This window comes from Pseudarthrobacter sp. SORGH_AS 212, assembly GCF_030818145.1.
Lineage (GTDB): Bacteria > Actinomycetota > Actinomycetes > Actinomycetales > Micrococcaceae > Arthrobacter.
In genome coordinates, this window is sequence record NZ_JAUTAA010000001.1 from 213,976 (window position 1) to 235,035 (window position 21,060).

15 protein-coding genes are annotated in these 21,060 nt (G+C 67.2%); 6 read left to right on the forward strand and 9 right to left on the reverse strand.

What is annotated here, in order from left to right:
- Window positions 1-8: 8 nt before the first annotated feature.
- Complete coding sequence (locus QE394_RS00965; RefSeq protein WP_261620722.1) at window positions 9-809, reverse strand: GNAT family N-acetyltransferase; 801 nt, start codon at window positions 807-809, stop codon at window positions 9-11.
- Window positions 810-973: 164 nt separating this feature from the next.
- On the opposite strand from QE394_RS00965, the gene QE394_RS00970 reads away from it, so the two are divergent.
- Window positions 974-1,492 (forward strand): DinB family protein, encoded by a 519-nt coding sequence (locus QE394_RS00970; protein WP_056084732.1) that lies wholly within the window; start codon window positions 974-976, stop codon window positions 1,490-1,492.
- Between the two features lie 27 nt (window positions 1,493-1,519).
- Here the strand turns inward: QE394_RS00970 and cydD are convergent, their stop codons facing one another.
- From cydD to QE394_RS00985, 3 genes are read right to left on the reverse strand one after another with little or no spacing between them, the layout of a single operon-like run.
- Window positions 1,520-5,041, reverse strand: a complete 3,522-nt coding sequence (gene cydD / locus QE394_RS00975) for a thiol reductant ABC exporter subunit CydD (RefSeq protein ID WP_349033530.1) — start codon at window positions 5,039-5,041, stop codon at window positions 1,520-1,522.
- 10 nt (window positions 5,042-5,051) lie between these two features.
- Window positions 5,052-6,101, reverse strand: a complete 1,050-nt coding sequence (gene cydB / locus QE394_RS00980) for a cytochrome d ubiquinol oxidase subunit II (RefSeq protein WP_349033531.1) — start codon at window positions 6,099-6,101, stop codon at window positions 5,052-5,054.
- Between the two features lie 18 nt (window positions 6,102-6,119).
- Window positions 6,120-7,724: a cytochrome ubiquinol oxidase subunit I gene (locus QE394_RS00985; RefSeq protein WP_261620719.1), complete on the reverse strand. Its 1,605-nt coding sequence runs from the start codon at window positions 7,722-7,724 to the stop codon at window positions 6,120-6,122.
- A gap of 261 nt (window positions 7,725-7,985) precedes the next feature.
- On the opposite strand from QE394_RS00985, the gene QE394_RS00990 reads away from it, so the two are divergent.
- Both QE394_RS00990 and QE394_RS00995 read left to right on the forward strand, forming a co-directional pair.
- Window positions 7,986-8,369, forward strand: coding sequence for a BlaI/MecI/CopY family transcriptional regulator (locus tag QE394_RS00990; protein WP_015936823.1), 384 nt, complete (start codon window positions 7,986-7,988; stop codon window positions 8,367-8,369).
- 6 nt (window positions 8,370-8,375) lie between these two features.
- Window positions 8,376-9,368 carry a M56 family metallopeptidase gene (locus QE394_RS00995; protein ID WP_056084743.1) on the forward strand — a complete coding sequence of 331 codons (993 nt, stop codon included), beginning with the start codon at window positions 8,376-8,378 and terminating at the stop codon, window positions 9,366-9,368.
- A 50-nt stretch (window positions 9,369-9,418) separates the two neighbouring features.
- On the opposite strand, the gene QE394_RS01000 is transcribed toward QE394_RS00995, so the two are convergent.
- On the reverse strand, window positions 9,419-11,527 hold the full coding sequence (locus tag QE394_RS01000) for a DNA topoisomerase IV subunit B (protein ID WP_349033532.1): 2,109 nt from the start codon (window positions 11,525-11,527) through the stop codon (window positions 9,419-9,421).
- Window positions 11,528-11,784: 257 nt separating this feature from the next.
- On the opposite strand from QE394_RS01000, the gene QE394_RS01005 reads away from it, so the two are divergent.
- Window positions 11,785-12,006, forward strand: coding sequence for a hypothetical protein (locus tag QE394_RS01005; protein ID WP_015936820.1), 222 nt, complete (start codon window positions 11,785-11,787; stop codon window positions 12,004-12,006).
- Between the two features lie 252 nt (window positions 12,007-12,258).
- Here the strand turns inward: QE394_RS01005 and QE394_RS01010 are convergent, their stop codons facing one another.
- The 4 genes from QE394_RS01010 to QE394_RS01025 all read right to left on the reverse strand — a co-directional run bounded on the left by QE394_RS01010 (window position 12,259) and on the right by QE394_RS01025 (window position 17,624).
- Window positions 12,259-13,560: an RNA polymerase sigma factor gene (locus QE394_RS01010; protein WP_056084749.1), complete on the reverse strand. Its 1,302-nt coding sequence runs from the start codon at window positions 13,558-13,560 to the stop codon at window positions 12,259-12,261.
- 281 nt (window positions 13,561-13,841) lie between these two features.
- Window positions 13,842-15,131 (reverse strand): DUF4192 domain-containing protein, encoded by a 1,290-nt coding sequence (locus QE394_RS01015; protein WP_349033533.1) that lies wholly within the window; start codon window positions 15,129-15,131, stop codon window positions 13,842-13,844.
- Window positions 15,132-15,287: 156 nt separating this feature from the next.
- Window positions 15,288-16,634 (reverse strand): MFS transporter, encoded by a 1,347-nt coding sequence (locus tag QE394_RS01020; protein WP_056084755.1) that lies wholly within the window; start codon window positions 16,632-16,634, stop codon window positions 15,288-15,290.
- 51 nt (window positions 16,635-16,685) lie between these two features.
- Window positions 16,686-17,624 (reverse strand): PAC2 family protein, encoded by a 939-nt coding sequence (locus QE394_RS01025; protein WP_056084759.1) that lies wholly within the window; start codon window positions 17,622-17,624, stop codon window positions 16,686-16,688.
- A gap of 255 nt (window positions 17,625-17,879) precedes the next feature.
- Between QE394_RS01025 and QE394_RS01030 the strand changes: the two genes are divergently transcribed.
- Together QE394_RS01030 and lpdA are read left to right on the forward strand one after the other, a co-directional pair.
- Window positions 17,880-19,403 (forward strand): leucyl aminopeptidase, encoded by a 1,524-nt coding sequence (locus QE394_RS01030; protein ID WP_349033534.1) that lies wholly within the window; start codon window positions 17,880-17,882, stop codon window positions 19,401-19,403.
- 253 nt (window positions 19,404-19,656) lie between these two features.
- Window positions 19,657-21,039 (forward strand): dihydrolipoyl dehydrogenase, encoded by a 1,383-nt coding sequence (lpdA, locus tag QE394_RS01035; protein ID WP_015936814.1) that lies wholly within the window; start codon window positions 19,657-19,659, stop codon window positions 21,037-21,039.
- Window positions 21,040-21,060 lie beyond the last annotated feature (21 nt).

A 21,060-nucleotide genomic window follows, 5' to 3' on the forward strand; every position in this document is an offset into this window, starting at 1 on the left:
GCGCCGGATCAGTTTTCCCTGCTCCAGTTGTACGGCGTGGTGGTGGAGACCTTGACCAGACCATACCGCTCAAGAATGGGGCGCGAGTATTCGGTGGAGTCGCTGTGGATCAGGGTCTTGCCGAGCCGCAGGGCGGACCGGGCACGCTGTGCGGTAAGGGCCCGGTAAATGCCCTGCCCGCGCCACGGCGCCAGGGTGGCCCCGCCCCAGATGCCGGCGAAGTCCGTCCCCGCCACCGGTTCAAGGCGCCCGGCACTGACGACGCAGCCCTCGTGGCCTGCTGCCCACAGCTCGGTTCCACCACCGGCGGACAACCGCCGCAGAAGGTCTTCGGCCCGCGCTTCCGAGATGCTGTCCCCGAAAGCGACATCCTGCATGGCGCTCACGGCGCGGACATCCGCTGGCCCGGTGACCTGTCGAAGCCACACTCCGGGTGGCAGGGGAACGTCCGCCACCAGGGCGGCAGCGGCGCCAATCATGATCGATTCGGCGTCGGCGGGCACGAAACCGTGGGCCAGCAGTGCCCCGTGCAGGCCAGGCGCGGCATCGTGCCCGCGGGTTTTCCACTCTACGGACTGGACCGCCGGGTCCGCGCGGAAGTGCGCCACGGCCTGGTCCACCCATTCCGCGACAGTGGCCGCGGACGCCCCGCCAAGGCCGGTGTAGGTGACGAACCCGCGGCCGCCGTCGAACGTGGCGAGCCGCAGCGGGCCGAGCGGGAGCACTGACCTGGCGCCGGCCACTTCGGGGGCGAGGCGCAGTTGGGAATCGTAGGCCGCGAGGAACCGTGCAGCGTCCGGGTGCTTCATTGCGTGTACTTTCCGATGGGTCGATGGGCCCGGACCAGGCATCAGATGATGAGCCTGCCGGCCTCTTGAGCTGCACGTGCCGCATCCGGGTCCCGGGGCGCGGGTTCCCGTGGCGCGGGCGCCGCGAACGGCCAATGTAACAGCTCTCCGCTTAGACTGCTCCCATGCCTATCGTGCCTGATGAGAAGGACTGGACCTGGGTCCTGGACCGCCCCTGCCCCGAGTGCTCGTTCGACCCCTCCACCACCACACCGGCAACGGTCCCCGGCACCATCGAAAACATGCTGCCCCGGTGGCGGGCCGTCCTGCGCCGGCCGGAGGTCGCCGAGCGCCCCGATGACAACACCTGGTCTGCGCTGGAGTACGCCTGCCACGTGCGCGATGTGTTCAGCCTGTTCGACCAGCGCCTGAACCTGATGCTGGACTCCGACGACGCAAAGTTTGAGAACTGGGACCAGGACCTGACCGCCATCGAGAAGGACTATGCCAACGCCGATCCGGCAGTGGTGAACACCGAGCTGGCCGCCGAAGGCCAGCAGGTGGCGGAGTCCTTCGCCGGGGTCCGCGAATCCGAATGGGACCGCAAGGGACTTCGCAGCAACGGTTCCGAGTTCACGGTCCTGACGCTCGCGCGCTACTTCCTGCACGACGTCATCCACCACCTGCACGACGTCGACGGATAGTTCCGCCGGCTCCCGGCCGCGCCGGCGTCAGGCCCGCAGCCCCGCGGCTGCCCGGCCAGGCTCCCGGCGTTCCCCAGTCGGCGCAAGCGCCAAGCGAACGTCTCCGGCCTGGATATCGGCGGCGTGGTGGGTTACCAGCACCACGGTCCGCTCCCGCAGTCCGGCCCTCAAGTCGTGCAGCATGGCCCTGGCTGATTCGGCATCCAGGTGCGCGGTGGGTTCATCCAGCAGGATCACCTCGGCACCGGTCATCAGGGTGCGGGCCACGGCGAGGCGCTGGCGTTCGCCGCCGCTGAGGAAAGCGCCACCGGGACCGATCCGCGTGTCCAGTCCCGCGGGCAGCCGGTCCATCAGGCCGGTGAGGCCGACGGCGGCAATCACCGCTGCAATGTCCCGTTCGGTCGCGCCCTCCCCCGATTTGTCCTGTCCAGGGGTGTCCTGTCCAGGAGTGCCCTGTCCCCGGCTGTCCGGACCCGCCCCGGCGCGCCCCAGCAGGAGGTTACCGCGGATGGTCGAGTCGAAGAGGTGGGCCTCCTGCGGGCACCACGCCACCCCGCCGGAGACCCGGGCACGTCCTGCGGCCGGCGGCAGGAATCCCAGCAGGACCGAGAGCAGCGTTGACTTCCCGGAACCGGACGGGCCTGTGACCGCCAGCCAATGCCCGGGCCCCGCAACCGCATTGAGACCGGTAAAGACCGGTTCGCCGCCAGGCCACGCCGCCGCGAGATCCGCCAGCTCCAGCCCGGGACGGCCGCCGTCACGCGCCGGCACTGGCTGCAACCCGTCTGCGGTGCCGCCGTCGTCGTCCCGAACGCCGGACGCGTCCAGCGCCCCGGACGAAGCCACGCGCTGCAGCACCGCGCGCAGGGCCGGGAACTGGCGCACCGCCGTCGTCATCGCCGAGTAGGGTTCCACCAGGGCCAGCAGCAGCAGGACCACGACGGCGGCCGTGGCCGGCCCGATCCGTCCGTCCAGGACGGCGGGGGCTGCCAGCCACGCGCTGGCGAGCGCTGCGGCACCGCAGGCGGCAGCGGTGACCGCGTGGCCCAGGCCCTCTGCCCAGGCCGAACGCTGGGAGGCGTGGGTGGCACTGCGGTCTTCGCCGCGGAGTCCGTCCAGCACCCGCGGCGCCACACCGTTGGCGGACAGCTCCGCCCGGGCATCCAGCGCAGCCGAGATGCGGCGAAGCACGCCGGAGCGCAGCACCTGCTCTGCCGTCGCCGACTTCCGGTCGCCCCAGAGCGCAAGCGCGGGCGCCAGCACCAGGCTGGCAGCGGAGGCGGCTAGTACCGCAGGCAGTGCCGGCGGGACCACCAGCCAGGTGGTTCCCACCGCCAAAACGGCGACCGCCACGGCCGTGACGGGGGGCAGCACCACCCGGGGCAGGAGGTCCCGGACCGTGTCGACGTCGTCGATCACGGTGCCCAGCACGTTCCCGCCCTGGAGGAGGCGGCGGAGGGCCAGGGCCCGGCGGCTCAGTGACGCCCACAGCCTTCCCCTGAGCCTGGTCAGCGCGGCGAACACGGCATCGTGCAGCAGCAGCCGTTCCCAGTACCGGAGTACCGCCCTGCCGATGCCGAAGAAGCGCACGCCAACAATGGCGGTCAGCAGGTAGAGGATGGGTGGCTGCTCGCTGGCGCGGATGATCAGCCAGCCGGACAACCCGGACAACGCAACCGCGAAGACCGCTGCGAAGGTGCCCACGATGGCGGCCGCGGCGAACCGTCCCCGTACCGGTGCCAGCAGCTGAGCCAGCAGTCCCATGACGCTTCCGCCGGAACGGCCCGCGGTTCCGGCCTTGGCGTCGTCAGCGCGCGGGGCCGCGGCGGGCGGTTTGGTGGCGGGCCGGTTGGCCGCGGGCGGCGCCGCTGAAGCCGCCGCGGGAAGGCCTGTTGCTCCGGCGGGAGAAACCCGTGCCGGCACGGTGTCCGTGTCCGGCTGGTGCGTAGATTCCGGCGCCGTGGCAGCGACCGGCACCAGCACGTCGGCGAGGCTGCGGGTCCGCTCTTCATGGGCCACCAGGATCACGGTGACCTGGCCGCGCAGCCCGTGGATGGCGTCTTCCACGGCCCGCGCTGAATCGCTGTCCAGGTGCGCGGTGGGCTCATCGAGCAGGAGCACTGTTGCTCCGGCGTCGATCCTCGCCAGCCCGCGTGCCAGCGCAACGCGCCGCAGCTCGCCGGGGCTCAGCTCCGCAGGGTGTTTCGCGGCCAGGTGGCCGGCGCCCGCCCGGGTGAGGCAGGCGCGGGCGGTTTCCTCAGCCAGCGCACCGTCCCGGGCGTTGCGGGGGTTGGCACCGAGGTAGAGCATCACTTCGTCCAGCACCCTGTCGGCCACCAGCACGGGATGCTGCGGCACCCAGGCCACCGCGTTCCGGTCCAACCCGGCCACGGTCCCGGTAACGGATGCCCCTGCCCCATCCCCGATGGTGCCGGCCAGGACGCCCAGTACCGTGCTCTTGCCGGCACCGCTGGGACCGTCCAAGGCGGTGATCCGGCTCTGCGGCGCCTCAAACGTCAAGGGTCCGACGGCGGCGCGGGACCTTCTGCGGTAGGTCACGGTGAGGCCGGTGACGGTGAGCGGTGCTCCTGGCCTTCCCGCCGGCACGGCAGGCAGCGGCTTCGCCTCGGGTGCGTCCGTGACCGCGGTGACGCCGGCCAGGGCTACCCGGCCGTCGTCGCTGGCGTGGTGCGCCGTGCCCAGCTCACGAAGCGGCAGGTAGCAGTCCGGCGCGAGGATCAGGGCCAGCAGCCCGGCTTCGAGTGGCATGTCGCCGTGCACCAGGCGCACGCCGATGAACACGGCAACCACGGCCACGGAGATAGTGGCAATGAGTTCCAGCGCCAGGGCGGAGAGGAACGCGGTCCGCAGGGTCCCCATGGTGCGCGAGCGGTATTCCTCGGAGATCTCCTCGAGGGCTTTGCGCTGGGCCGTGGCCCGGCCCAGGCCCACCAGGACGGGCAGTCCCTTGGCGAGTTCCAGCATGTGTGCCGAAAGCCTGGCCAGCGACGCCTGTGCCTCGCGCACGTTGTCTTCCGTGTAGCGGCCGATCAGCACCATGAACAGCGGGACCAGGGGCACGGTCAGGACGATCACCAGCGCGCTGACCCAGTCCGCGAAGAGGATCCTTGCACCGAGCAGCAGCGGCACGGCGGCGCAGTTCACGAGCGCCGGCAGGAACTGGGTGTAGTAGCTGTCCAGCGCGTCCAGGCCGCGGGTGGCCAGCACGGCGAGGCCACCGTCCGCCGGACCGGTTTCGCGTACCCCGTTGCGCAGCGTCCGCTCCAGGAGCCCGGCCCGCAGTTCCTCCTTGATGCCAAGCGCGGCGCGGCGGGCGGCCACGGCCTGCCCCCATACGGTGATGGACCGCAGGACGACGCCGGCCATACCCAGCGTGAACTGGTCCGGATGTACGGCTTCCCCGACCGCCAGTCCTGCAAGGGCGGCCGCCACCGCCTGGCTCATCAGCACGAGCGAGAGTGCCTTCAGCGCTGCGAGCAGGCCAAGCCAGTAGACAGCGGAGCGGGTGGCGGGTCCCGGCGGGAGCATGGGCCGCACGTCAGCCCTTGGTGGTGAACGCCTTGACGGCGATGGCAGGCAGGAAGCTGTGGGCCTCCGGAATGGAATCGGTGCTGACCCTTCGGCGGAACACCCAGTAGGTCCATGCCTGGTAGGCAATCACGAGCGGAAGTCCGAACGCGGCCACGATGGTCATGAGCCCCAGGGTGTAATCCGAGGACGAGGCGTTGGAGATGGTCAGGTCAAAGGCGGTGTCCAGGGTGGAGGGCAGCACCACGGGGAACACGGCGCCGAAGATGGAGGCCGTGCCGAGCACCAGGAAAGCGCCGAGCGCCAGGAACGCCCTGCCTTCGGCGCCGGCGCGGGCCAGTATCCAGGCGGTGGCGGCGGCGGCCACCGCGAGCACCACGAGGGCCCAGGTCCAGGGTTTGCCGTCCAGGAACTGGATGCTGAGCGCCCAGGCTGCGATGGGAAGGATCAGCACCGGAAGCAGGCGCACGAACCAGGCGCGGGCACGGTGCCGCACCTCGCCGTCGGTCTTCAGTGCAAGGAAGGCCAGCGCGTGGACCAGCGAGAAGCCCACCACGGCCACGCCGCCCAGTACGGCGTAGCCGCTGAACCAGGCAAAGGGGCCGCCTTCGCGGTCGCCGTTGGCATTCAGGGGCAGGCCGGTGGTGGTCAGGGCCAGCGCGGCTCCAACCCCGAAGGCGGCGAAAAAGGATCCCAGGGTAATGGCCCAGTCCCACCGGGCACGCCAGCGGTCCGTATCCACTTTGCCGCGGTACTCGAAGGCTACGGCGCGGAAGATCAGCGCAACGAGGACCACCAGGAGGGGCAGGTAGAGGGCCGAGAACAGCGAGGCGTACCAGAGTGGGAACGCCGCAAACGTGGCACCGCCGGCGGTCAGCAGCCAGACCTCGTTCCCGTCCCAGACTGGGCCGACCGTGTTCAGCAGGACCCGGCGTTCGGTGTTGTTCCGCGCGAAGATCTTCATCAGCATCCCCACGCCGAGGTCAAAGCCCTCAAGGAAGAGGTAGCCGGTCCACAGCACCGCAATGGCGATGAACCAAATGGTGGGCAGCAGTTCCATTATCGAATTCCTCTGCTCTTAGTACGCGAAGGCCAGGACGTCGTCGGCGGGCTTGGCGCCGCCCGGTCCGCCGGAGCCCGGCGTTTCGTCCTCGTTCTCGTCGGCGGGGACATGGGCCAGTTCGGGCATGGCGGACACCACACCGCCGCGGATGTACTTCACCAGCAGCTTGACCTCCACCACCAGCAGCACGGCGTAGACCGCTGTGAGGGTGACCAGGGAAGCCACCAGCTCGCCCGCGGAAACCCCGGGTGAGACGGCCGCGGCCGTGAACATGAACACCTGGTCGATGCCGCTGGGATCGGGGTTGGGGGCAACCACGAACGGCTGCCGGCCCATCTCGGTGAAGATCCAGCCAGCGGCGTTGGCGCCGAACGGGGCAAGGATGCCGAAGACGGCAAGGCGCATAAGCCACGGCGATTCCGGCACTGTGCCCTTCCGGGTCAGCCACAGGGCCACCACGGCCGCCAGCGCGGCGAGTCCGCCGAAGCCGATCATCATCCGGAAGCCCCAATAGGTGACTTCCATGACCGGCAGGTACTCAATTTCCTGGCCGGCACGCTCACCGTAGATGGGGTTGTCCGGCAGGTGGGTGCCGTAGTTTTCCTTGTACTCGGGCAGCAGCGTGTTCACGCCCTTCACCTCGGTGGTGAAGTCGCCCTTGGCCAGGAAGGACAGGATTCCGGGGACCTCGATGACGGCCACGATGTCGTCACAGTTCTGGGATCCGATGTTGCCGATGCTCAGCACGGAGAACCCGGTGCCGTCGTGGCAGGCCGCTTCCGCTGCGGCCATCTTCATGGGCTGCTGTTCGAACATGAGCTTGCCCTGCAGGTCCCCGGTGAGAGCGGTTCCTGCGAAGGAGATCATGGCTACCACCGCGCCGATGCGCAGGGACCGGATCCAGACGCTGTGGTCTGCCCGGTCACGGCCGGGGATCGTGGTGGACTCGCCGGGAATGACCTTGCCGTCGGCACCCGTGGTGTCGATGCCGTCGCGGCGCCGGCGCCACAAGTGGTACCAGGCAATGCCGAGCAGGAAGCCACCGGCCACCGCAAGGGCGCCGAAGAGGGTGTGCGGGACGGCAACGAGGGCGGTGTTGTTGGTGAAGACGGCCCAGGCGTCGGTCATGACCGGACGCCCGTCGATCATTTCGACGCCCACCGGGTGCTGCATCCAGCTGTTGGCCACAATGATGAAGTAGGCGGAGAAGACCGATCCGATCACCGCCACCCAGAGGCAGGCCAGGTGGATGCCCGGTTTCAGCTGCTTCCAGCCAAAAATCCACAGTCCCAGGAAGGTGGACTCCACAAAGAAGGCCAGCAGGGCTTCCAGGGCCAGCGGCGCGCCGAACACATCGCCGACGAACCGGCTGTATTCGCTCCAGGCCATGCCGAACTGGAACTCCTGGACGATGCCGGTGGCCACGCCCATGATGAAGTTGATGAGGAAGAGCTTGCCCCAGAACTTGGTCATCCGCAGATACTCGGGCTTGCCGGTGCGGTGCCAGGCCGTCTGGATGACGGCCACCACCAGGCCCAGGCCGATGGTCAGCGGGACCATCATGAAGTGGTAGACGGTGGTGATGCCGAATTGCCAGCGTGCGATTTCCAAGGCGTCCAACGCGGGTCCCTACTCTAGGCCAACTCAAACTTCTACGTTTCGTAGAAGTTCAACTTCTACAGAGTGTAGAACAACTTGCTGTCCGACGGAAAACGCCCCGCCCGTTACCAGCATGGCGCCAAACCGCCCAGCGCGCCACGTGTTCTACCCAACGTAGAAAGTCCGGCGGTTTCAGGGTAAATTTGAACCTGTAGTTGTTTAACCGTTGAGCAGTCACCGGCGCAGGACGCGCACGGTGCGGGGACATAAAGGAAAAGTGCAATGGCTAGTCTTGGTGAACTTGAACGGGCAGTGATGGACCTGCTCTGGGCGGGCCAGGAAGCAGCCACGGCCAACACTCTGCGGGACCAGCTGGCCCGCACATCCGCCGCGCAGGGCGGCCCCGGCCACGAGGGCAAGGAACTCGCGGTGACCACCGTGCTGACGGTGCTGTCGAGGCTGGAAAAGAAGGGCCTCGTGGAGCGGGAACGTGGAACCCGTCCGCACCGCTACCAGGCGGTATCCAGCCGGGCGGACCACACGGCCGAACTCATGCATGAGGTGCTGGGATCGGCTCCGGACCGCGAAGCAGTACTGGCCCGGTTCATCGGATCCGTCTCCGAGGGTGAAGCCGAAACGCTGCGCAAACTGCTGGGTCACGTCTAGCCCACCATGTTCTGGGCCTCATACCTGCTGGCGGTCCTGGCGATCATACTGGCGTGGCCGGTACCCATCCTGCTGTCGCGCGCGCAGTGGCCGGCACGGTCGCCGTTTACGGCGATGCTGCTCTGGCAGGCCATCGCCCTGGCAGGTGGCCTGTCGATGATCGGCGCCATGCTGGTGTACGGCCTGGAGCCCATCGGGGACAACCTGATCGCCGGGCTCCGGTCCCTGGCAGGCATGGTGCTCTTCAACGCCCCCACCACGGCCCTGGGCTTCTGGCACATCTTCGCCCTGTCGGCAGCAGCCCTGCTGACGGCCCACCTTGTCTTCACCCTGCTGCTGACGTACTACAGGATCCAGCGGCAGCGGCGGCGCCACCGGGAACTGCTGGCCCTGCTGGCGTCCCCGTCAGGCCAGGACACCGCCACGCTGGTCATCAGCCATGACTCCCCGGTGGCCTATTGCCTGCCTGGCGGAGCACGGTCTGTCACGGTCCTCTCTGACGGCCTCATGGCGGCCCTTGAGCCAGCAGAGCTTCAAGCCGTCCTGACCCACGAAAACGCCCACCTGAGCCAGCGGCACCACCTGCTGCTGTGGGCGTTCGCTGCGTGGCGCCAGGCCCTCCCCTGGCTGCCCACCACGCGTTTGGCGCAGGAATCCGTGAGCTCACTGATCGAAATGCTGGCCGACGACGTTGCCCTTCGAACAGCCAGCAAAGCCACCCTCATCAAGGCAATCGCCATCGTGGCCAGCGGTTCGGCTGCCGGAACCAACGGGCACGGCACCGGCCAGGCCGCTCCCGGGATGGCGCTGTCCGGCCTTGAGGCCGCCGCGGGTACTGCCGGCTCCGACTCCACCCGCACTACTGCGTCCCGGGTCAGCCGCCTGCTCTCGCCACAGCCCGAACTGCCGCGCGCTGCACGGAGCCTGGTCCTCACCGCGTCCGTGCTGTTGCTGGCGCTCCCCACCGCCCTGCTGGTGGTGCCCGGCCTGCTGGGCTGAACCTCCCGCCGTCGGGCGTTGCGGGCGGATGCCCGGCCCACCACCCTGCGTCAGGCGTCGATGCGCTCCCGGTCCAGGCTTGCGGCGCCCGCGATGATGAAGTCCTTGCGCGGGGACACGTCAGAGCCCATCAGCAGGTCAAAGGTCTTCTCGGCCTCCTCCAGTTCCGCGATCCCCACTTTGCGCAGCATCCGGTGCCGGGGGTCCATGGTGGTCTCGGCCAACTGCTCGGCGTCCATTTCGCCCAGGCCCTTGTACCGCTGGATGGGCTCCTTGTACCGCTTGCCTTCCTTGGCCAGCCTGGCCAGCAGCACGTGCAGCTCGGCCTCGGAGTAGGTGTAGATCATCTCGTTGGCCTTCTGGCCGGCGTTGACCACCTCCACCCGGTGCAGCGGCGGGACGGCGGCGAACACCCTGCCCTTCTCGATCATTGGCCGCATGTAGCGGAAGAACAGCGTCAGCAGGAGCGTTCGGATATGCGCTCCGTCCACGTCGGCATCGGTCATCAGGATGACCTTGCCGTAACGGGCCGCACTGATGTCGAAGCTGCGTCCGGACCCTGCACCCACCACCTGGATGAGGGCCGCGCATTCGGCGTTGGAGAGCATGTCCCCCACAGAGGCCTTCTGCACGTTGAGGATTTTGCCGCGGATGGGCAGCAGCGCCTGGAAGTCGGAGGATCGTGCCAGCTTGGCAGTTCCCAGCGCCGAGTCGCCTTCCACGATGAAGAGTTCGGAACGTTCGACGTCGTCCGTGCGGCAGTCTGCCAGCTTGGTGGGCATCGAGGAGGTTTCCAGCGCGTTCTTCCGCCGCTGGGTCTCCTTGTGCACACGGGCCGAGATGCGCGATTTCATCTCGCTGACGATCTTCTCGAGCAGCAGCGCCGACTGCACCTTGTCGTTGCGGTTGGAGGAGTTCAGCTTGGCAACGATCTCCCGTTCCACCACCTTGGCCACGATGGCACGGACGGCGGAGGTGCCGAGGATTTCCTTGGTCTGGCCTTCGAACTGCGGCTCGGCAAGGCGGACGGTCAGGACTGCCGTCAGGCCGGCAAAAATGTCGTCCTTTTCGATCTTGTCGTTGCCGGCCTTGAGCTTGCGGGCGTTGGTTTCCACGGCCTTGCGGAAGGTCTTCACGAGCGCCTGCTCGAAGCCTGACTGGTGCGTTCCACCCTTCGGCGTGGAGATGATGTTGACGAAGCTGCGGACGGTGCTGTCATAGCCGATGCCCCACCGCAGGGCCACGTCCACCTCACAGTCGCGTTCCACCTCTGCCAACTGGCTGTGGCCGCGCTCATCGAGGACCGGGACGGTTTCCTTGAACTTGCCCGAACCGTGCAGCCGCCAGACGTCGGTCACCGGCGGGTCTGCGGCCAGGAAGTCGACAAACTCGGAGATGCCGCCGTCGTGGTGGAACACCTCCTCGTGCGGACCGGCCTCGCCGGGAGTTCCGGGAACCCGGCGTTCATCGCGGACGGTCAGCTTCAGGCCCGGCACCAGGAAGGACGTCTGCCGTGCGCGGGCTGCCAGTTCGTCGTAGGAAAACTTGGCGTCCGGCGTGAAGATCTGGCGGTCCGCCCAGTAGCGGATGCGCGTGCCGGTGACGCCGCGCTTGGCCTTGCCGACGATGTCGAGCACCGAGTCGTCAACGAACGGGGTGAACGCAGCGGCAGGATCGATCTTGCTGCCAACATCCTTGAAACGGCCGGGTTCTCCCCTGCGGAAGGACATCCGGTAGGTCTTGCCGCCCCGGTCAACCTCTACGTCCAGCCGGGAGGACAGCGCGTTAACCACCGAGGCGCCCACACCATGGAGGCCGCCGGAAGCCGTGTAGGACCCGCCGCCGAACTTGCCGCCGGCGTGCAGCTTGGTAAAGACCACTTCGACGCCGGTAAGTCCCGTCTTGGGTTCCTTGTCGATGGGGATGCCGCGGCCGTCGTCGTGGATCTCCACGGAGTTGTCCGCATGCAGGATGATGCGGATGTCGTGGCCAAAGCCGGCCAGGGCCTCATCCACGGAGTTGTCGATGATTTCCCAAAGGCAGTGCATCAGGCCGCGCGAGTCCGTTGAGCCGATGTACATGCCCGGGCGCTTGCGAACGGCCTCCAGGCCTTCCAGGACAGACAGATGCCGGGCGGTGTACTCAGAGCTTGGTGCCACTGGTGATGAACTCCTTCAGGGACGGAACAGCAGGCGCATAAAGCGCTCCCTCTAGGGTAGTCGGCCCGGGACCGGAGCTGCGGTTGCCACTCCTTGCAGCCCGTGTGCACCGCGCCACTCAGCCGCCGCGTGCCCGGCGGGGGCCAATCTTGACCGAAACTTGCGGATACGCGGACAGCGAACTTGGTCCATCCTTGCGACGGTTTGGATACGAATACTGGTTATATAGACGTACAGATCTACTAAGGAGGCCGATTATGACAACAGCAGTGGCAGACCGCACACTCAACGCACTCGACCGGTGCGACCGTTGCGGAGCTCAAGCGTATGTCCGGGTTGTACTCGAGTCCTCCGGCGGTGAGCTGCTGTTCTGCGGCCACCATGCCCGTGCCGTCGAAGCGACGCTCAAGCCCCTGAGCTCGGATTGGCACGATGAGACGGCCAAGCTTCACCAGAAGGAAGCCGTGGAAATCGACTAGGGACAGCACAACGTCCAAAGGGTGGGATCCCTCCGAATGGAGGGGTCCCACCCTTTTGCTTTAACGGCGCTTTGCTGCGATGCGGGGCTCGGCCGAACCGGGGCCGGGGCGGGTACAGCCGAACGGGGCCGGTTCAGGCGAATGAGGCCGGAACCGCCAGCGGGCCGGTCCGGAGCCATGATGGATGGATCCCGACCGGCCCGCTGGCCTGCCTTGCCGCCGGAGCCTTCAGGCCCGGCCGGCGCGTGATGCCTAGTCGAGGTAGTCGCGCAGCACCTGTGAGCGTGACGGGTGGCGCAGCTTGGACATGGTCTTCGATTCGATCTGGCGGATCCGCTCGCGCGTGACTCCGTAGACCTTGCCGATTTCGTCTAAAGTCTTAGGCTGTCCGTCGGTCAGGCCGAAGCGCATGGCCACCACGCCGGCTTCGCGCTCGGACAGGGTGTCCAGAACGGAGTGCAGCTGCTCCTGCAGCAGCGTGAAGCTCACGGCGTCGGCAGGAACCACGGCTTCGGAGTCCTCGATGAGGTCGCCGAACTCGGAGTCACCGTCCTCTCCCAGCGGGGTGTGGAGGGAGATGGGTTCGCGGCCGTACTTCTGGACCTCGACAACCTTTTCAGGAGTCATGTCCAGTTCCAGTGCCAGTTCCTCGGGCGTGGGTTCGCGGCCCAGGTCCTGCAGCATCTGGCGCTGGACGCGGGCCAGCTTGTTGATGACTTCCACCATGTGCACCGGGATACGGATGGTGCGGGCCTGGTCGGCCATGGCACGGGTGATGGCCTGGCGGATCCACCACGTGGCGTACGTGGAGAACTTGAAGCCCTTGGTGTAGTCGAACTTCTCCACGGCGCGGATGAGGCCCAGGTTGCCTTCCTGGATCAGGTCCAAGAAGAGCATGCCGCGGCCGGTGTAGCGCTTGGCCAGCGAGACCACCAGGCGGAGGTTGGCCTCCAGCAGGTGGTTCTTGGCGCGCTTGCCGTCGTGGATGATGAATTCGAGTTCGCGCTTGTACTTCGGCTCCATGGAACCGTCGTCAGCGGCGATCTTCTCTTCGGCGAACAGGCCGGCTTCGATCCGCAGCGCAAGGTCCACTTCCTGCTCAGCGTTGAGCAGTGCCACCTTACCGATCTGCTTCAGGTAGTCCTTGACGGGGTCGGCCGTAGCGCCGGCCGACATGACCTGCTGCACGGGGGCGTCGTCGTCGTCGGCGTCAGAGTAGACAAAGCCCTTGCCGCTGCCTACGGCACCCTTGGCAGTGGTGGCTTCGCTTTCTTCAGCAGCCTCGGCGCCTTCCAGGAGGCTCTCGTCGAGTTCCTCCTCGGCGTCCTCAGCCTCGTCAGCGTCGTCGGCAGAGGCCTTGTTGGCGGCCTCGGCGGCTGCCTTGGCGCCGGGCTTGGGCCCGCGCTTCTTGGGCTCGGGCTTGCCGTCCGCACCGGAGGAAGCCTTGTTGGCTGCCCGCGTAGCGGCCCGCTTGGCGTTGGTCGCAGCCTGCTTCTCCTCGGCGGACACATTGTCCTGGGCGGCGGGGTCCTTCTTCGTGGAAGACGGGGTCACAGAAAACCTTTCTTGCGGTGGTCTGTGGAATCGCCATACGGGCAACACCACTATGACCCTGTCAAGTCCGTGATGTAAATCAAGCGCCACCACGGCCGGCAGAGTCTGTTAAGACAACTACCGGAGCGGCCATATTGTTCCCCGAAGGGCAATACTGCTGGTGCTCAATACACGGACCCAACCGGGTCTCGGCATCCATTGTCTCATGTTTCGCCGCACCGGGCCTCCCCCGGCTCCCACGGGCCGCTTCCGTAGGTGCCGTCCCTATCCGCGGTCAACCCTCATGCAGCGGCTCCGGGACCGAACTTTTGCCACGCGGATTCCTTCCTGGCCGCCCATCCGCAAATGGATCCTCGTCCCACCAGCTCCAGGATCAGTTCCGCAAGCCGGTACCCGGGTTCGGCGCTCAGTGCGTCACTCAGGTGCCGGGCGGCATAGGAGCCGCGGCCACGGCACCATGAGATCCAGCCGCGGCCGGTCAGCGCCGCTGCAGCCGCCTGGCCGCCCAACGCGGCCAACTCCGCCAGGATGCAGTCCAACCCGTCCATGCCTGCCCAGTCCGGGACGGCCGGCGCCATGCCCATCAGGACCGCCCCATAGTTGGGCACTTCCCCGTCGACGGCCACCGGTTCCGTACTGTGCGCCGAGTAAAACCGTTCAGGCCCCCAGCGCTCCCCTGCGGTGCTGCCTGGCCCACCCGCCCCGCCGTGCGCACCGGCGCCATTGCCTGGTACCAACTGCGGGCTGATCGCCTCCAGCTGAACGGCATCGTCGAAGAGGTAAAAGCCTTCAACGCCGGCCTCGGCCGCTTTCCTCCCTGCTGCGCTCATCACCAGCACAGCGTCCCGCCAATGCGGGACCAAAAGGGAGGCGCACATGAAGCCGTCGCGGTCCACATCCGGTACCCAGGGCAGCCCGGCAGGCCGGGCGAGCAGGTCCTCCCACACATCCAGGACCAGCCGGAACTGTGCCAGGCTGCGGCTCCGCGGCGACAGCCCGCGTTCCCACTCTTCCTCCGCCTCCATGGCGGCGGCCCGGTGCATGGCGGGAAGCGGCCGGGCAGCGGTGTCCTGCCGTTCCGGAGCCGGCCCCACGCTGCTTCCGCGGTACACCATTTCGGCGTTGAGTGCGCTGTCGCGGATTTCCTGGACGGCGCGTCCGGGACATGGGCAGCACTCGGCATCCAGGCAGAAAGCGCCACGCCAGTAGTCCCCGCCGACGTACCAGGCGTCCCGGACCGGCATGCCGGCCTGATCCAGCACGGGTGCCAGGCCGGCCAGCAGCCCTCCATAAGTGCCTGCGGCCAGGTGCGTGTCGCTGGTGAAGACGGCCAGCAGCGTACCGTCGGCACTCGTGTCAGCATCAAGGTAGCCGCGTACCGCCTGCAGATAGTGCTCCGGCGCGGCGGCCCCGCCAGGTGCCGGCAGGTCGAGCCGAAGCGTGGCACCAAGCTGCCTGCCGTGCATGGTCATGGCCACGAGGCTGTCGGAAGGCCAATAGCCCAGCGAATGGGGAATGAAACCGAGGATGTCCGCGGGTCCGGTGACGGTGAGTCTTTCGGGAGCTGTCATGGCTCCACAATCCGCCGGGCAGCCATCACCGGGAAGGCGTGGCCCTGCCTAAGTGGACAAGTCCAGCCAGGCGCCGTCCGCAGGCGGCTGCGTCCACCAACAAACACCCAAAAAACCGCCGCCCAGTGACGGCCGATACCGGTTGTGGAGGACTGGTCAGTCGCCGGAGGGAGTGTTCTGGCTGCGCCGCGCCAGGTTCTCGCGGCGCTGCCTGGCGAGGGCAGTCCGCAACGGCGGAACCACCACGCCCTGCTCGGCCATCCGGCGCCGGACCTTACGCCGGCAGCCAATCACTGCGGCGGCGCCGAACCCGAGGAGGAGGAACTGGAGGCTGAGGGCGATGCGGAAGGGATCGAGCCCATAGAGGACTCCGTTGGAGAATCCACTGGCGTACAGGAGGTCCAGCACGAGGCCGATCAGGAAGATGGCCGTCAGCGCAGCGATAAAGCCGCCAACGTTGACGATCCCGGTGGCGGTGCCGATGCGGTGCGCGGGGTTGAAGGTCCGGGCAAAGTCGAAGCCGATCATGGACCCGGGACCGCCTATGGCCAGGGCCACCACCAGGATGGCCAGCAGCCAAAGCGGGGCGCGGCCCGGGATGAGCAGGACCGCTGCCCACGCGGCCGCCGTCACCGCCGCAATGAGCAGGACCATCGTGGAGCGCCGCAGCGGGTGCCGGGAGACGAAGCGGCCAATGAACGGACCCACCGCCATCGCCGCAGCCACGTAGAGCGCCATGAGGGATGCAACAGTGCCGGCATCCAGGCCCTGTCCGGAAATCAGGAACGGGTAGCCCCACGTCATGGCGAACACGGTTCCGCTGAACTGGATGGTGAAGTGGCTCCACATTCCCAGCCGGGTGCCGGGCTGGCGCCATGCGCGGGCCAGGGACACGCCCGTTGCCTTCAGCCCCTGCTGCGATGTGGGCCGTTCGACGCCGGGCGGAACGTCCTTCAGGAGGACCACCACCAGCACCGCGGCGACAGCGGACATGCCGGCGAGCATCAGGAACGCGGGCGTCCAGCCGGACGAGTGCAGGACGAAGGCGAAGGGGATGACGCTGATGAGCTGGCCCAGCTGGCCGGACATGCCGGTCAGCTGGGTGACGAGCGGAACCCTGGCCGGCGCGAACCACAGGGGGATCAGCCGGATCACGGAAATAAAGGTCATCGCATCACCGGCGCCCACCAGGACGCGGCCCAGGACACCGCCGGGAATGCTGTCGGCAAAGGCGAGCTGAAACTGGCCCAAGCCCATCAGGACCGCGCCACCGGCGATCATGGCCCGTGACCCGAACCGGTCCACCAGAAGCCCCACGGGGATCTGCAGGGCCGCATAAACCAGCAGCTGCAGGACGGTGAAGAACGAGATTGCCGACGCGCTGGCATGGAACCGCTCGGTGGCCTCAAGTCCCACCACGCCGAAGGACGTGCGCTGGGACACGGCCACCAGGTACCCGAAAACACCGACGGTCCAAATCAGCCAGGCGCGGGGTGCAGTCACGTCTTCATTATGCCCGCATGCCACGGGCCCCACCGCAACACGCGCCGCCGGCTACTGCCCGGGGTTCTCCCGGGCGAGGTAGGCCTCGACGGCGGCACCCAGCACATCGGCGTCGGGAAGCTCGTCGTTCTCGTCGGCGAGCAGTGAGCGGCGGACGATGCCGTCAGACTTTTCGTCGTAACGGGTTTCCAGCCGTGAAACCACCTGCTGGACCTCGTCCGAGGCCTCGATCTGCTCGGCAATCTGGCGGCTGACGTCGCGGCCCGATTCGCGCAGCCGGTCCGTGGGCAGCATGAGGGATGTGGCCGCCCCCAGGTACTCCAGGCCCGCCACCGCGGCGGTGGGGTATTCGGCTTCAGCCAGGTAATGCGGCACGTGGATGACATAGCCTGCAACGTTGCGGTTCGCCTCGACGAGGCGCAGTTCCAGGATGTGGCCGACGGCGGCGGGCACCTCCACCGTTGGCTTCCACACGGAGATACCCTCGATGAGCTCGGGCCGGTTTCCGTGCACTGTTACACCCACCGGGCGGGTGTGCGGCACTGGCATGGGAATCGAATGGATCCACGTGACCAGGTTGACGTCCAGCTTCTCGACGATGCCCACCACGGCACGGGCGAAGCGCTCCCACTGGAGGTCGGGCTCGAACCCGGCCAGCAGCAGGAAAGGCTTCCCCAGCCCGTCAACCAGCCGGTAGAGCGCCAGCCGCGGCTCCTGGTAATCCTGGATATGGTCTTCGACAAAGCTCACGTGGGGCCTGCGGGACCGGTAGTCGATCAGCTGGTCGGCGTCGAAGACGGCGACGGGCTGGGCATCAAGGGAGTCCAGCAGTTCGGCATTGATCTGCTTCACCACATGGCCGGCGTCCGCGAATCCGGTAAACCCCATCACCAGGTTCAGGCCGCGAAGCTCCGGGCTGTGGAACAGCTCGATGTTGCTCGCATAGAGAGCGTCGGGGTCCAGCAGGGAGCCGGAGATCCTTTCAAGCACGCCATGGTCCTTTCACGGGTTGGGGTGGTCAATAGTCCTAACGCATCCGGCGGACCGGACATTCCGCGGGACCATGTGGTGCACATCTCAGGAAATTCTCCCGCCGTGCCACCAAAGGGCTACGATCGGAACTGGCCTGCCAGCCGGGCCTGCTTTCGCCCGGGCCGCGTCCGGAACGGCCGCCTCCGGGCCACCATGGCGGGAGCCAAACATGCATCCCCGCCCGATCTTTTCGAGAATTGAGGACTCATCCCTGTGGTCAAGAATACTGAAATCAACCTTAGTACCGTCTCCCGGGACCTGAAGAAGAGCCCCAGCGACGCCGTGGTCATCGGGGTTGGGCAGGGAACTGACGGGCCGGTCCTGCTGGACAACCCGTTGACGGCGAAATCGGCCGAGGCCCTCGCCGATTCCCTCAAGGCGCTGGGCATCACCGGCGCGGCAGACCAGGTGGTCCGGATGCCCGGCCTGCCGGAAACCGGTGCCGGCATCCTGGTACTGGCGGGCGTGGGCAAGGTGCAGGCAGGCAAGCCACTCGCCGCAGAATCGCTTCGCCGTGCCGCCGGTTCCGCGGTCCGCCAACTCGCCGGGCTGGCAACGGTGGCGCTGGCGTTCCCGACGGCGTCAGTCGCCGACGTCGAGGCCGTCGCCGAGGGTGCGGCGCTGGGTGCCTACTCCTTCACCGAGTTCCGGTCCTCCAGGGACGGGCTCAAGGATCCGGTCCGCAACGCACTGATTTTCACCGACGTGGTGGAGCAGAAGGAACTCGGCACTGCCCTGAAGCGCGCGGGCCTGGTAGCCAAGGCTGTCAACGCCACGCGTTCCCTGGTCAACACCCCGCCCAGCCACCTGTACCCGGAATCGTTCGCCGAGGCAGCCAAGGACCTGGCCAAGGGCCTGCCCGTCAAGGTGACGGTCTGGGACGAGAAGCGCCTGGAAAAAGAGGGCTTCGGCGGCATCATGGGCGTCGGCAAGGGCTCCACGCGCCAGCCGCGCCTGGTCAAGGTGGAGTACTCCCCCGCCAAGGCTGCGTCCAGCATCGCGCTCGTGGGCAAGGGCATCACGTTCGACACCGGCGGCATCTCGATCAAGCCGGCCCTCGGCATGGGCGACATGAAGAGCGACATGGCCGGTGCCGCCGTCGTCCTTAACACTGTCCTGGCCCTCGCCGGACTGGGCCTGCCGGTCAAGGCCACCGCGTGGCTCTGCATTGCCGAGAACATGCCGTCCGGTGCTGCGTCCCGTCCCGCCGATGTCCTCACGATGTTCGGCGGCAAGACCGTGGAAGTGCTCAACACGGACGCCGAAGGACGCCTGGTCATGGCCGACGGAATCGTCGCAGCCAGCCGCGAATACCCGGACGCCATTATTGACGTCGCAACCCTCACGGGTGCGCAGCTCATCGCCCTGGGCAACCGGACCGCGGGCGTCATGGGCTCGGACAGCGTCACCGGCGCCCTCAAGTCGGCTGCGGACCGCGCCGGAGAACTTGTGTGGCCCATGCCTCTGCCCGAGGAACTGCGCCCCACCCTGGATTCCCAAGTGGCGGACCTGGCCAACATCGGCGAACGGCACGGCGGCATGATGACCGCGGCCGTGTTCCTGCGCGAATTCGTGGGCCAGGACAAGCAAGGCGAACAGATCCCCTGGGCGCACATCGACATCGCCGGCCCGTCCTTCAACAACGGCAGCCCGTACGGCTACACGCACAAGCAGGGCACCGGCTGCACGGTCCGGACCCTGGTGGCCTACGTGGAGGACATCCTGGCCGCAGCCTGACGCCGCGACGCTGCAGGGGTGCACGCGGCCCTGCGGTACGGGTGATCCCTGTGCCACAGGGCCGCGTGACACTGGACACAAGCGCTCCACAAACGCTGCGCCAAGGTGGAGCATGGATGGGTGGTTCGCTAAGGTGAACCACGGTAGTCACAAATGCAAGAGAACTGACCTGCTGACATAATCACGGCAGTGCAATTCCAAGACCAGATGATGCGCGCAGAACGCGTCATCGTTCACGCGAGGGAGCGTTTAAGTGGCCGATCAGGCAACTGCGCAAGAATTCGACATCCTGGTACTCGGTGGCGGCAGCGGCGGATACGCCGCGGCGCTCCGGGCAGTACAGCTCGGCCTCACCGTCGGCCTCGTGGAGAAGGCCAAGCTGGGCGGCACCTGCCTCCACAATGGCTGCATCCCCACCAAGGCCCTGCTCCACTCTGCCGAACTGGCCGACCACGCCCGCGACTCCGCCAAGTACGGCGTGAACGTCACCCTTGACAGCATCGACATGACCGCCGTCAACGCGTACAAGGACGGCATCATCGCCGGCAAGTACAAGGGCCTCCAGGGCCTCATCAAGTCCAAGGGCATCACCGTCATCGAGGGTGAAGGAAAGCTCCAGGGCACCGACACCGTCGTGGTCAACGGCACCGCCTACAAGGGCAAGAACATCATCCTGGCCACGGGTTCCTACTCCCGCACCCTGCCCGGCCTGGAAATCGGCGGCAAGGTCATCACCTCCGACCAGGCCCTCACCATGGACTCCATCCCCAAGAGCGCAATCATCCTGGGCGGCGGCGTCATCGGCGTCGAATTCGCCTCGGTGTGGAAGTCCTTCGGCGTGGACGTCACCATCGTGGAAGGCCTGCCCTCACTGGTTCCCAACGAGGACGCCACCATCATCAAGAACTTTGAGCGCGCCTTCAAGAAGCGCGGCATCAAGTTCTCCACCGGCGTGTTCTTCCAGGGCGTCGAGCAGAACGCCGACGGCGTCAAGGTCACCCTGGTGGACGGCAAGACGTTCGAAGCAGACCTCCTCCTGGTCGCTGTGGGCCGTGGCCCCGTCACCGCCAACCTTGGCTACGAGGACGCAGGCATCACCATTGACCGCGGCTTCGTCATCACCAACGAGCGCCTGCACACCGGCGTCGGCAACATCTACGCCGTTGGCGACATCGTCCCCGGCGTCCAGCTGGCACACCGCGGCTACCAGCAGGGCATCTTCGTGGCCGAGGAAATCGCGGGCCTGAAGCCCGTGATCGTCGAGGACATCAACATCCCCAAGGTCACCTACTCCGAGCCCGAGATCGCCACCGTCGGCTACACCGAAAAGGCTGCCAAGGAAAAGTTCGGCGACGACCAGGTCCAGACACAGGAATACAACCTGGCCGGCAACGGCAAGAGCTCCATCCTGGGCACCTCCGGCCTGGTGAAGCTTGTCCGCCAGAAGGACGGCCCCGTGGTGGGCGTCCACATGATCGGTGCCCGCATGGGCGAGCAGGTGGGCGAAGCCCAGCTGATCGTGAACTGGGAAGCGTACCCGGAAGATGTGGCCCAGCTGCTGCACGCACACCCCACGCAGAACGAATCCCTTGGCGAGGCCCACCTGGCTCTGGCCGGCAAGCCGCTTCACGGCTGATTCCCCACAGCATTACCGAGC